The sequence below is a fragment of the Streptomyces sp. NPDC004732 genome, from assembly GCF_040609235.1.
Taxonomy (GTDB): Bacteria; Actinomycetota; Actinomycetes; order Streptomycetales; family Streptomycetaceae; genus Streptomyces.
Window position 1 is genome coordinate 137,913 of sequence record NZ_JBEXJR010000012.1, and the last position, 12,489, is coordinate 150,401.

10 protein-coding genes are annotated in these 12,489 nt (G+C 74.0%); 6 read left to right on the forward strand and 4 right to left on the reverse strand.

The genetic code is table 11. The annotated features are described in order from the left end of the window. The first annotated feature begins 46 nt into the window (after positions 1 to 46). On the forward strand, positions 47 to 589 hold the full coding sequence (locus tag ABZV77_RS32755; protein WP_356264817.1) for a hypothetical protein: 543 nt from the start codon (positions 47 to 49) through the stop codon (positions 587 to 589). Between the two features lie 27 nt (positions 590 to 616). Here the strand turns inward: ABZV77_RS32755 and ABZV77_RS32760 are convergent, their stop codons facing one another. Both ABZV77_RS32760 and ABZV77_RS32765 read right to left on the reverse strand, forming a co-directional pair. Beyond that, on the reverse strand, positions 617 to 1,477 hold the full coding sequence (locus tag ABZV77_RS32760; protein ID WP_356264819.1) for a fused MFS/spermidine synthase: 861 nt from the start codon (positions 1,475 to 1,477) through the stop codon (positions 617 to 619). A gap of 135 nt (positions 1,478 to 1,612) precedes the next feature. After that, positions 1,613 to 2,134, reverse strand: a complete 522-nt coding sequence (locus tag ABZV77_RS32765; RefSeq protein ID WP_356265193.1) for a hypothetical protein — start codon at positions 2,132 to 2,134, stop codon at positions 1,613 to 1,615. Between the two features lie 301 nt (positions 2,135 to 2,435). Between ABZV77_RS32765 and ABZV77_RS32770 the strand changes: the two genes are divergently transcribed. Further along, a complete protein-coding gene (locus tag ABZV77_RS32770) occupies positions 2,436 to 3,818 on the forward strand; it encodes a tetratricopeptide repeat protein (RefSeq protein ID WP_356264822.1) in 1,383 nt (460 codons plus the stop codon). Positions 3,819 to 3,831: 13 nt separating this feature from the next. On the opposite strand, the gene ABZV77_RS32775 is transcribed toward ABZV77_RS32770, so the two are convergent. After that, positions 3,832 to 4,425, reverse strand: coding sequence for a histidine phosphatase family protein (locus ABZV77_RS32775; protein WP_356264825.1), 594 nt, complete (start codon positions 4,423 to 4,425; stop codon positions 3,832 to 3,834). Positions 4,426 to 4,680: 255 nt separating this feature from the next. Between ABZV77_RS32775 and ABZV77_RS32780 the strand changes: the two genes are divergently transcribed. The 4 genes from ABZV77_RS32780 to ABZV77_RS32795 all read left to right on the forward strand — a co-directional run bounded on the left by ABZV77_RS32780 (position 4,681) and on the right by ABZV77_RS32795 (position 9,793). After that, positions 4,681 to 5,652, forward strand: a complete 972-nt coding sequence (locus ABZV77_RS32780) for a phosphatase PAP2 family protein (protein ID WP_356264828.1) — start codon at positions 4,681 to 4,683, stop codon at positions 5,650 to 5,652. Beyond that, a complete protein-coding gene (locus tag ABZV77_RS32785) occupies positions 5,585 to 6,742 on the forward strand; it encodes a hypothetical protein (RefSeq protein WP_356264831.1) in 1,158 nt (385 codons plus the stop codon). The genes ABZV77_RS32780 and ABZV77_RS32785 overlap by 68 nt, the downstream gene beginning before the upstream one ends. Positions 6,743 to 6,827: 85 nt before the next feature. Further along, on the forward strand, positions 6,828 to 8,429 hold the full coding sequence (locus ABZV77_RS32790) for a hypothetical protein (protein ID WP_356264834.1): 1,602 nt from the start codon (positions 6,828 to 6,830) through the stop codon (positions 8,427 to 8,429). Next, a complete protein-coding gene (locus tag ABZV77_RS32795; RefSeq protein ID WP_356264837.1) occupies positions 8,429 to 9,793 on the forward strand; it encodes an AAA domain-containing protein in 1,365 nt (454 codons plus the stop codon). The genes ABZV77_RS32790 and ABZV77_RS32795 overlap by 1 nt, the downstream gene beginning before the upstream one ends. A gap of 150 nt (positions 9,794 to 9,943) precedes the next feature. On the opposite strand, the gene ABZV77_RS32800 is transcribed toward ABZV77_RS32795, so the two are convergent. Beyond that, positions 9,944 to 12,316 (reverse strand): P-loop NTPase fold protein, encoded by a 2,373-nt coding sequence (locus ABZV77_RS32800; RefSeq protein WP_356264839.1) that lies wholly within the window; start codon positions 12,314 to 12,316, stop codon positions 9,944 to 9,946. Between the last annotated feature and the right edge of the window lie 173 nt (positions 12,317 to 12,489).

A 12,489-nucleotide genomic window follows, 5' to 3' on the forward strand; every position in this document is an offset into this window, starting at 1 on the left:
TCCCCCACAGGACACATGTGCGGCGCGTGGTGCAGTATGGCCCGCGATGCACAGAGGACTCGTACACGGAATCGCATGGTCGCTCGCCACGGGCGCGGCGGTCACGCTGTCCTGGTGGGGCGTCCACACGGTGATGGCGGGTACCGCCTACGACCCGCCGCGCGCCCTGCCGCTGGCGGCCGACGACGGTGGCCAGGGCGGCACGGAGCCCATCGTCTCCTCGACGCACCGCGCCGGGCCCCCGCCGTCGCAAAAGCCCACGAAGTCACCGAACCCGTCAAAGTCGCAGCAGCCCCCGAAGTCGCCCACCCCGTCCGGAACGCACTCCGGCAAGCCCACCTCACCCCCGCCCACGAGCTCCGCCACCGGCACGGTGAAGAGCTACAACACCGCGGGCGGCCGGGTCGTCTTCGATCTCGGCAAGAACTCGGCGACGCTCGTCTCGGCGACTCCGGCGGCGGGCTGGTCGGTGCAGACGTGGAAGCAGGACAAGTGGATCCGCGTGGAGTTCACGGGTGGCGCGGCCCGGGTGTCGGTGTTCTGCACCTGGCACGACACGGCGCCCCGGGTGGACATCGACAAGTACTGACCGGCACGCGGCCCGCCGCCATGACCGTCAGCGGAAGACCGATGGCGGCGGTGCGGGCGAGGCGACCGCCGCGGCGTCCGTGACGGCCGCGGCTCCCCCGCTGAAGTCCTTGAGCCCGCGGCCGTGTTCGAGCCTGCCGGGGTGCGGGTCGCCCGCGCAGCGCCGGGTCAGTTCGGCGACGGGCAGCTCCCGGTCGGAGCCGAGCAGCACGGCGTTGCCGAAGCGTTTGCCGCGGAGCACGGCGGGGTCGGCGGCGAGGGCGAGCTCGGGGAAGAGCGCGGCGGCGGTGGCGAGCTGGCCGCGCAGGTGCGCGAGGGGCGGGCCGTCGGCGAGGTTCGCCGCGTAGTACCCGCCGGGCTTCAGGACCCTGCGGACGTCGGTGAGGAATTCGGTGCTGGTGAGGTGGGCGGGGGTGCGTGCCCCGCTGAAGACGTCGGCGACGACGAGGTCGGCCCAGCCGTCGGCGATCTTGGCGAGGGCTTCGCGGGCGTCGGTGCCGCGCACCCGGATCCGCGACTGGGGGTCCAACGGCAGTTCGCGACGGACGAGTTGGACGAGGGCGGTGTCGCGCTCGACGACCTGCTGGGTGGAGCGGGGGCGGGTCGCGGCCACGTAGCGGGCGAGGGTGAAGGCGCCGCCGCCGAGGTGCAGGGCGTGGATCGGCTTGCCGGGCGGGGCGACGAGGTCGGCGATGTGGCCGATTCTGCGCTGGTACTCGAAGTTGAGGTACGCGGGGTCGTCGAGGTCCACGTGGGACTGCGGTGCGCCGTCGACGAGCAGGGTCCAGGCGCGCGGCCTGTCCCGGTCGGGTATGAGCTCGGCGAGCCCGCCGTCGACCTTCTCGACGACGGCTTCCCGCGCCTCCCGGGACCGCTTGTTCCTTGCCATCAGGCCATTATCGGCGTACGTGGACGGCGCGGCCCGCCGACGGGGCGGGGGCGGGGCGGAGGCAGGGCGGGAACGAGCATGTGGCAGGGGCGCGGGGACTGGGCGCAGGGTGCTGCGGGGTGCTGCGGGGGCCGCTCAGCGGCAGTTGTCGGCGGCCTCGATGGTGCGGGCCGCCTGGCCGAGCGCGGCCCGCAGGACGGCCGGGTCGGTGACGGGGTCGTTCTCGCCGTCCGGCGGGAGCAGCCAGCCGGTGCCCGCGACCGGCGGGTCGGGGACGACGGGGCCTGTGGGTCCCGGTGCCGGGTCCGCGTACACGCGCATGCCGCGTCCGAAGGTCTGGGTGCAGGCGCTGCCCGGCAGGTCCCAGCCGTCGGCGGTGCCGGGCGGCACGAGGAAGCCGAGGGTGTCGCAGCCCCCGTCGTGCAGCACGGGGCCGATGGTGTCGGCCGACCCGCGGCGCAGGATGTCGACCGCTTCGAGGCCCTGCCTGGCGGGGACGGTGACGAGGTCGCAGCACTCGTCGTCGCAGGGCTCGGGGCCGGGGGGCGGCGGTGCGCTGCCCTCCTGCGTGGGCCAGTGCCGCGCCGTCGTGCGGGACGCCGGGGGCGGGCCGCTCGCGCGGTTCGCCGTACGGAAGTCGTTGTTCTCCGCGCCGATCTCCAACAAGGAAACCCCTCCTCGTCAGTGCGGCAGCCGCCCTGCTCCCGCTCCTCGTTGTTCAACGCGGCAGGGCGTCAACAGGCACTGCGGCGCGCCGCCGCAAAGGATGGCAGTTCATGGCGGATCCCGGGTGAGATATCCGGTTTGTAGCCAAACTCGGTGTGGTGGACCCATCACAGCCGGTACGTTCGTGCTCCGCCGGAACAGGGGCAGGCCCGCGAGATCCAGTGCGCGGGCGCGGCGTCCAGTGCGCGAGCGTGTGCACGATCCGGCACGATCCGCACGAGAGGGTCCGGCCATGGCGTCGTCACCGATGACATCGTCAACTCAGTCCCCACGACCGAACCTTGCTTTCCGGCAGCTCCGTGGAAAGCGTTCACCCGGCGAGTTCGCCGCGGCGGTCCGGCGGGCCGCCCGCGAGATCGGCGAGCGGGTCAGCTGCGACGCACGCTACGTCGGGCGCGTGGAGGCGGGCGAGATCCGCTGCCCCAACTACGCCTACGAGCGCGTGTTCCTGCACATGTTCCCGGGCCGGACCCTGACGGACCTGGGATTCGCGCCCCGCGCGCTGGTGCGCGGAAGGGGGGCCCGCACCGAGCCCGACCCCCGCGCCTGTGATCCGTACACGGTCCAGACCCACGAGGAGAGCGACGTGCAGCGTCGCGCGTTCATGACCGGCTCCACGGCCACCGTGGCCGCGGCCCTGGGACCCGTCGGCCTCACCCTGAGCGGCCCCGCGGAGGCCGCCGCCCTGTGCGGCCGCAGGGTCGGCGAGGCCGAGGTCCACGCGGTCGAGGAGGCCGTCCGCAAGATCAGGCTGCTCGACGACCGGCACGGCGCCGACGGCCTCTACCGGCGCGCCGCCGCCCCCCTGCGCACCGCCTACACCCTGCTCGACGCGGGGACCACCACCCGGCAGACCACCTCGGACCGGCTGCACGCGGGCGCCGGTGAACTGGCGATCTCCGTCGGCTGGCTGGCCCACGACTCGGGCCGCTTCGACGACGCCCGCTCGCACTACGCCGAGGCCCTCGCCACGGCCCGGGTCTGCGGCGACGCCGCCCTGGAGGCGCACGCCTTCTGCAACACGGCCTTCCTGGCGCGCGACGCGGGACGCCCGCGGGAGGCGGTGCGGGCGGCGCAGGCGGCCACCCGCGCGGCCCGCCACTTCGGCTCGCACCGGCTGCTCTCCCTGATCGCGCTGCGGGAGGCCGGGGGCTGGGCGGGGCTCGGCGACCGCGGGGGCTGCGAGCAGGCGCTGTTGCGCGCCCACAGCCTCTTCGACCGGGGGCCGGGCGACGACGACCCGGAGTGGATGAGCTTCTACGGCCCGGCCGAGCTGGCCGGTCTCGAGGCGCAGTGCTGGTCCGCCCTCGGCGAGTGGGGGCGGGCCTCGGGGCACGCCCGGCTCGCCGCGGCCATCGCGTCCTCGCAGACCCCGCAGTTCACCCGGAACATCGCGCTCTACACCGCGGAGCTCGCCGACGACCTGGCCCGCGCGGGCCGCCCCGACGAGGCGGCCGAGGCGGGGCTGCGGGTCCTCGCGCTCCTCATCGAGGTGCAGTCCTCACGCATCCAGTCGATGCTCGCCACGACGGCACGGGTGCTCCTGCCGCACCGCAGCACCACCGGCGTCAGCGAGTTCCTGGAGAAACATGCCTCCCTGCCGCGCGCGGTGTAGCCGTCCCGGGCGGCTACGCGAGGTGCCCCGTCTCGTTCCACGACTCGACGGCAGGCTCTCCGTAGGCCCAGCCCAGGACCGAAAGAGATGTCGGATTGAGGCGGATGCGGGCGGCGAACTCGATGCCGAGCCCCAGCCAGCGCGCCCCGATGACCCGCAGGATGTGGCCGTGCGCGAAGACCAGTACGTCACGGTCGGCGCTGCGCGCCCACTCCACGACCTCGTCCGCGCGCGCGGAGACCTGCGCCAGCGTCTCGCCCTCGGGGACGCCGTCCCGCCAGATGAACCAGCCGGGGCGGATCGCCTGGATGTCGGCGGGGGTCATGCCGTCGTACGCGCCGTAGTCGAACTCCATGAGCGCGTCCCAGGTGGTCGCGCGGTCGCCGAACCCGGCGATCTCGCAGGTCTCCCGCGCGCGGGAGAGCGGGCTCGTGCGCACCTCGACATGCGGGAGGCCGTCGAAGGGCGCGCGGTGCAGCCGCTCGCCCAGGAGCTTCGCGCCACGACGGCCCTCCTCCAGGAGGGGGATGTCGGTCCTGCCGGTGTGCTTTCCGGACAGCGACCACTCCGTCTGTCCGTGCCTGGCCAGCAGGATGCGCGGTGCCATGGAAATCTCTCCAAGTCGTACACATGCCGATCCGGCCACGAGCGCCGGTGACACTTTTGGTGCTTTTTACGGACAGCGGGCGCCTGCCCCCTCCATCATCACCCACCTGTGGCAGAGCACTCACCCTGCCTGGCAACCCGGTCGCCGATCTCTGCGTCTAAGACGACCGGGGGATGCCTCGACCACCCCGGCGACCGCCGTAAAGTGAGGCGGCGGTATACGCCGCATGAACAGAGACGATGGGGGACCTACCGGATGCCGAAGACCGACATGCCGGGCACCACGGGCATAACCGGGCACCGGCTCCGCTGGTGGACCGAGCTGCCACTGATCGTGCTGGTGTACGCCGCGTACTCAGCGGGCCGGCTGATCGTGCGGGGCGACGTCGCCAGTGCGATCGATCACGGCGTGGGGATCCTCAAGGCCGAGCAGTTCCTGCGTCTCGACGCGGAGAGCCCGCTGAACCGCCTGTTCACCAGCAACGCCTGGATCGGTGTCCCCGCGGACTTCTGGTACGCCTCACTGCACTACCTCGTCACGCCCGCGGTCCTCATCTGGCTCTTCCGCAGCCGCGCGGTCCACTACCGGGCGGCACGCGCCTGGCTGATGACCTCCACCATGATCGGCCTGATCGGCTTCACGCTCCTGCCGACCTGTCCGCCCCGGCTGCTGAGCAAGGGCTACGGCTTCGTCGACACCATGGCGCAGTACAGCGACTTCGGCTGGTGGGGCGGCGAGGCGAGCGCGCCGCGCGGGCTCGGCGGGATGACCAACCAGTACGCGGCCATGCCCAGCCTGCACGTCGGGTGGGCGCTGTGGTGCGGCGTGATGCTGTGGCGCTGCGGCCGCTCGCCGCTCACCAAGGTGGCCGCCGTCGCGTACCCGCTGATCACCACGATCGTGGTGATGGGCACCGCCAACCACTACTTCTTCGACGCCGTCGCGGGCGCCGCCGTGATGGGCGTCGGACTGCTGCTCGTGCGGCCCGTGCAGCGGCTCACGGAGCCCGTGACGAACCGGCTGCGGGCGCGCTTCCTGTCGACCACCGAGCCCTCGTCCGCCACAGAGTCCTCAATTGTCAGTCCCGGGTGCCAGACTTCGACAGGTGAGCGAATTCCCCGACAGCGCAAGCAGAGTGCCCCCCACGGCGCCGAGTCGAGTGCCCGCCCAGCCGACGCAGGACACCCCGCAGAGGCAGGGGACGGCGCTCCGGCAGCAGCTCACTGAGCTGCGCGGCGCGGACCTTGCCGCGCGGCCGCTGGACGCCCGGGCGCTGGCCGCGCTCGCGGCCAACCCGGGGTGCAGACGGCGCGCACTCCTTGACGGCGCGGGCGTGGACAAGACGGCGCTCGCGGAGTCGCTGGGCTCGCCGTCCGGCTTCGGCCAGTCCCAGTTCGCGTTCATGCGGGGCAATGCCTTCGAGGCGCGGGTCAAGGCCGACGGCGGGGCGGAGCTGCTGCGGCTGACGCACGGCAGGCTGGGCGGCGGGCCCGAGCCCGTGCCGGGCGAGGCGGCGGTGCCCGACCTGTCGGCGGCGGGCCCCGAGGGGCGTGCCGCGCGGACCGCGCTCGCGCTGCGGGACGCGACCGCTTCCGGCGGCTGGACGCTCCTCGACCACCCCATGCTGGCGCTGGACGTCGCGGGGACTCCCGCGTTCCTGGAGCCGGACGCGGTGGTGGTCCATCCGGACGGCGGCTGGACGGTCGTCGAGATCAAGTCCTTCCCGATGATCGACGGCTCGGCGGACGCGGCGAAGGTCGGCGGAGCCGCCCGCCAGTCCGCGGTGTACGCACTGGCGCTGGAGCAGGTCGCCGAGCGCATGGACCCGGCTCCCCGGGTGCGGCACCACGTGCTCCTGGTCTGCCCGAAGGACTTCTCGAACCTGCCGTCGGCGTCCGCGGTCGACGTCCGCAAGCAGCTCTCGGTGACCCGCCGCCAGCTGGCCAGGCTGACCCGCGTCGAGGACATCGCGGCGGAGCTGCCGCCGGGCACCACCTTCGACGTGCGGCGCCCCGCCGCGGAGCTGACGGCGGCGGTCGAGTCGGTCCCCGCGACGTATGCCCCCGAGTGCCTGGCCGCCTGCGAGCTGGCCTTCCACTGCCGGGAGCGGGCCCGCGAGGAGGGCGAGGTGACGTCCCTCGGCCGCTCGATCCGCGGCGATCTCGGCGGTCTGACGTCCATCGGCGAGGTGCTCGCGGCCGCCCGCGGCACGGCGGGCGATCCGGACGACCCGGCGGTGGCGGCGCTGCGCAGGGCGGCGGGGCTGCGGCAGGAGGCGCTCTCCGGCGTGGGGGCCTCGGGGGGTGCGTCGCGCTGACCCCGGACCGTCAGGACCGTCGAGACCGTCGAGACCGTCAGCACCGGCAGGACCGGCAGGACCCGCGGACGAAAGAGGGACGACCTTGTCGCTGATCGACAGCCTCGCCCGGCTGGAGGCGGTCGCCACCGGCCGCGCACAGCCGCGGGCCACGGTGCGGCACCGGCACATCTCCCAGCGCCCCCTGGTGCTGGTCCCCCTGATCACCGCCGGTGAGGCGGGCGCGCCGCTCGGCGCCCTCGTCGGGACGGAGCGGACATCGCCGCGCCTCCTCGTCGTGCCCCAGCCCCGCGACCGCGACCTGCGCTTCACGTTCCTCGCCCAGCTCGCCGAGATCGTCCTGCCGTACGTCGACGGGTACGCGGAAGACGTCGAGGCCGCCGAGCGCAACGAGACCGACCCGGAGACCCGCAAGCGCGTCAAGGTCGAGGTCGAGCTCTGCGCGGACGCCCCGCAGCTGATCGTGCCGAGCCGCGCGGGCATCGAGTTCGTCCGGCTCCTCGGCCGCTCCACGCGCTTTCGCCGCACCGCGGAGCAGGATCCCGAGGCGCCCCATCCCGCCCCGCCCCGCGTCCCCCTCCTCGGCCGCTGGCTGACGCACTTCGGGGAGCGCGCCCGCGTCCCCGGGTCGTCGCTGCTCACGGCCATGACCGAGCTGCTCTCCCGGCACTGGGCGACGGGCCAGTCCAGCCTGGAGGACCAGCACCTGGGCGCCCTGCTCGCCTGGATCGAGGCCCCTGAGGGCACCTCGGGCGCCGCTGCCGCGCTCCGCGCCGAGCTGGCCCGCGACGGGGACGGCCAGCTCCTCTGCCCGCCCGCGGGCCCGGCCACGGACCCGGCGTTCGACAACGACCTGCTGGCCCCGGCCATGGAGCGCTACGACCGCGCGCGCAGCGCCCTGGCGGCCGCCGAGGACGGCATCGAGGCGGACGAGCGGCTGGCACGGCTGACCGCCGCCGAGCGGGAGATCCACGCGCTGATCGAGACCAGGACCCGCCCCACCTGGGACGCCGTGTGGCGCGGCCTCGACGCCCTGTGCACGCTCCCCGAGGCCCCGCACGCCACCGACCGGTGGACCCGCGACCGCTGGTCGTTCACCGCCCACCGCGACCGCGTGACGGCGGGCGAGCCGCCGCAGCCCCGCGTCGACGACGCGGTCACCGCGGCGAACAAGCTGGCGACCCGCGAGCGCGAGCAGGCCCGCCTGGACGCCCAGGAGGCCCTCGACGACCCCCTGGTGATGGCGGGCCGCCGCCTCGCGGGCGAGGCCTTCGTCGGCGAGGTGACGGAGGTCGTCATGGCGTACAGCGAGGCCAAGAGCCCGCGGCCGCGCCCGCTCGTCACCGTCCGCACGGACGACCACCCGCACCTCGGCGAGCGCACGAAGGTGTACCGCGCGCTCGGCGGCAAGCCGCAGACCGCGGAGTTCGTGGCGTACGAGGGTGAGGGCGAGGACGGCAAGGGGACGGTCGTGCTGCGGATCACCGACAAGATGGGCCGCGGCAAGGAGCCCGATGCCGGGTCCGTCCCCGGCAAGGGCGACCGGATCTGCTGGACGCTCTTCGAGCACGAGCAGCGCGGCGGCCCCAAGCTGCCGGACCCCGAGGACACCCCGTGGACGCACGGCGGGCCGCCGTCGACCACCGCAGAGAGCCCCGACCCCGTGACCGCGGAGGACACCCTGTGATGCAGCTCGCCCCGCCCGCGGGCGCCTCCTTCGACCCCGGCGCCGAGGCCGCGCGCGCCACGGAGGCGATCCTCCACGACACGCTGCACGGCACGCACCGCGGCGTCGTGGTCGACTCCCCGCCCGGCGCGGGGAAGTCGACGCTCGTGGTCCGCGCGGCCCGTGAACTGGCCGCGGCGGGCCGCCCGCTGATGGTCATCGCACAGACGAACGCGCAGGTGGACGATCTCGTCCTGCGGCTCGCCGAGAAGGATCCCGAGCTTCCCGTGGGCCGTCTGCACAGCAGCGACCCCGATCCGTACGACAAGGCGCTCGACGACTTGGCGAACGTGCGCAAGTCGACGAAGGCGGGCGACCTGGCGGGCCTGGACGTCGTCATCTCGACGGCCGCGAAGTGGGCGCACGTCGACGCCGGGCAGCTCGACGCGCCGTGGGGGCACGCCATCGTCGACGAGGCGTACCAGATGCGTTCGGACGCGCTGCTCGCCGTGGCGGGGCTCTTCGAGCGGGCGCTGTTCGTGGGCGACCCGGGGCAGTTGGACCCGTTCTCGATCGTCGGCGCGGAGCAGTGGGCGGGTCTCTCCTACGACCCGTCGGCGTCCGCCGTGGCGACGCTCCTGGCCCACAATCCCGAGCTGCCGCAGCACCGCCTGCCGGTGTCCTGGCGGCTACCGGCCTCGGCCGCGCCCCTGGTCTCGGACGCGTTCTATCCCTACACACCCTTCCGCAGCGGCACGGGCCCCGGGGACCGTTCGCTGAACTTCGCGGTGCCGTCGGACGGTTCGGGCCCCGACCGGGTGATCGACGAGGCGGCGGAGGCGGGCTGGGGCCTCCTCGAACTGCCCGCGCGGAACACGCCGCGCACGGACCCGGAGGCGGTCCGTGCGCTGGCCCAGGTCGTCCGCCGCCTCCTGGACCGCGGCGGCGCGGCCACGTCGGAGCGCGGCCCCGACCCCACACCGCTCACCGCGGACCGCATCGCGGTCGGCACCGCCCACCGCGACCAGGCGGCCGCGGTCCGGGCCGCCCTCGCCGACCTGGGCGTCATGGACGTCACGGTGGACACGGCCAACCGCCTCCAGGGCCGTGAGTACGACGTGACGGTCGTCCTGCACCCCCTCTCGGGCCGCCCCGACGCCACGGCGTTCCACCTGGAGACGGGCCGCCTCTGCGTCCTGGCATCCCGGCACCGCCACGCCTGCATCGTGGTCTGCCGGGCGGGCGTCGGCACCCTGCTCGACGACCACCCGTCCACGGAACCGGTCCAACTCGGAGTCACGGTCAAGTTCCCCGACGGCTGGGAGGCCAACCACGCGGTCCTGGCCCGCCTCGCGGAACACCGGGTGGCCTGGCGGCCCCGTTAGGGGCGCGGGGAACTGCGCGCTCAGCCCTCGAGAAGCCGCAGACGCGTCTGCGTGGATCTCGGCAGACGCGTCTGCGGCTGGTAGGTGGCTGGTCGCGCAGTTCCCCGCGCCCCTGACGGGGCGACTACTGGGCCCGCGGAGCACCGGGCACTAGGGGAGCTGCGGCGGCACGATCCGGGGCAGCTCCCATGCCGCGCGGAAGCGGTCGAGGATCGTGTGTGCGCTGTACGGGGAGATGGCCAGCTCCTGGCGCGCCTCGGCGAGCCGGTCGAGTTCGCCGTCCGGTCCCTTGCTCTGGGCTCGTCGGCGCCGCGGGTCGAGGTCGGGCCTGCCGAACACCTGGAGGAGTGTCAGGGCGAAGTACGTGCAGACGACCACCTCGTGGCGCAGGCCGCCGCCCGCGTCCGGCTCGGGGGCGGCAGGATCCGGGCCGTCGGGCCGCGCGGGTTCGCCGGTCGGTGCCGTGCCGACGTCCCCCGCCAACTCCCGCAGGCGCGCCTCGATCTCCCGCTCGTCGGCACCGTACGCCGGGTGCAGCAGTCGGACCAGCGCGTGGAGGCGGCTCATCAGCGGGCCGCCCCCGGGCCCCGCGTCCGTCAGGGCCAGCAGCGTACGGAACCCCTCTAGCGTGTTGACCAGTTCCTCCTGGACGACCCGCCGGATCAGGTCCCGCTCCTCCCCCTGCGTGGCGTCGTGCTGCGCCCCGGCGAGGCGGCGTGCGTAGCGGATGAGGTCGCGCGGTATCCCGCCGGACAGGACGTGCGCCAGCAGCACGAAGGGGTGGCCGAGGCTCTCGGCCCGCCGGGCGAGTATCTGCTCCGATTCCCCTGTGGTGCGCGGCGGTACGTAGAACGTGTCGTCGATGGAGCTGTCGGTGGCGTCCCGGTGGGGCAGGCTGCGCCGGGCGAAGGCGGCGCCGATGTCCTCCGCCACCGAGATGAGGTAGCAGACGTTCCGGACGCCGAAGACGGCCTTGATCTGCCCGAGGAACTTCCGGGCCGTCTCCATGTCGCCGAGCCGGTCGAGTTCGTCGATGGCGATGACCACGCGGACGCCGTGCCACCGTCCCACCTCGTCGGCGATGGCTTCGAGCAACTCGCGGTATTCGGCGACCAGTTCGGGAAAGGTGAACGGCACGGACGAGACAGACGTGGAGCTGGAGGCGGTGGTCGCCGCGCCCAGGACCTGCGGGAGGCCGAGGCTCGTCCCGGTCGTGGTGTTCCGCACCGTGCGCAGCCTTGCCAGGTGCCGTACGCACCTCTCGTCGAGGGACACCCCCGCCCGCACCGGGCGCCGGAAGGACGGCAGCAGCCGTAGGCCCACGTACACGAGCGGGATGCCGACGATCCACGGATGGTCCTGCCAGAAGCCGACCGCGCTCGCCCAGGCGTCCGCGCCGCTCTCCCGCATCCGGTCCACGTCCTGCGGCGAGACGAACTCCTCCCGGGACCAGAGCGCGGCCTGGTAGAGCCCGGCGGCGATCGCCCCCAGGGCAAGGGCCATCCGCACCAGCCAGCGGAACGCGTGCAACCCCGCCGTCAGCGCGCGGCGCCTGCGGGGCCGGTACTCGCCGAGGTCCGGCACGCCCGTGCCGAATTCGTCCAGATAGCCCGCGCACACCTTCCCGAAGAGCGCGAGCAGGAATTCGTGCGGGCTGTACTCGGCCGGGGCGCTGACGAACACGGAGAAGTCGCGCGGCGTCTCCTGCTGATGGGTGGAGCACGCCCTCAGCAGGGTGCTCTTGCCCGCGCCGCGCGGCCCGCAGACCGCGATCGTGCCGCCGTGGATCTGGTTCATCCGCTGCTTCAGCTGCTGCTCGGCGGCGCTGAGGACCACGTACTGCGGACTGTGCAACTCCCGCAGCCCGTCGAAGGATTCGCCGGAGAGGAACTGCTCCCACTCCGGGCCGAGCAGGTCCTTTGCCGCCTCCTCGAGGCCGGGCAGCACGCCGTTCTCCTCAAGGGCCCGCTGCCACTCCTCGCGCCGCGCGATCAGCCGCCGTCCGAGCCGTCGTGCCGCGCCGCCGGACCAGATCAGGCCCACCGCCGCCACCACGCGACGGCGCGAGTCGGGGCGGACGGCCACCACGAGCGCGCCGAGCAGGAGGCCGCCCACCAGGGCGCGGCCGGTCCACTCGGCGCCGCGGCCGTCGACCAGCCAGGCGCCGGCCGTCCACCACAGGAGGCAGGCGAGCGCCAGCAACGCCCAGGCCCGCAGCCAGGCGTCCGGCGCGGGCGCCCCACCGAACTCGGCGCGCCGCCTTCGATGGTGGGCGAGGAGGTCCGCGGTCCGCCGGTAGAGCTCGTACTCCACGCGCGTCTCGTCGTGCACCACGTCGACGAAGGTGCGTCCGTAGGCGGTCCGCTCCAGGGCGTCGGGCGAGACCGCGAGGCGCAGGCCGTAGTACTGGCGCAGCCGGGGCTCCCAGAGGCAGCCCTGGACGACGTCCCGGTAGCGGGCCACGTCGGCCGCGTGCGGCCAGGGCCATGCGAAGTCGTCCGGGTCCCCGCCGTGCCGCGTCATGGTCCCCCCACCGGTCGCGTCCGCACTCCCGGTCAGCGTAGTGAGGACCGGCCCTGCCGCGCTGAGAGGTACGCCACCGCGCGGGCCCCGTGGCCCACTTGTGCGGCAAGGGACAATGGGAGACGGCCGGAACGCCGCACGGACGGCGCGTCCCCCCGTACGAGGAGGAACAA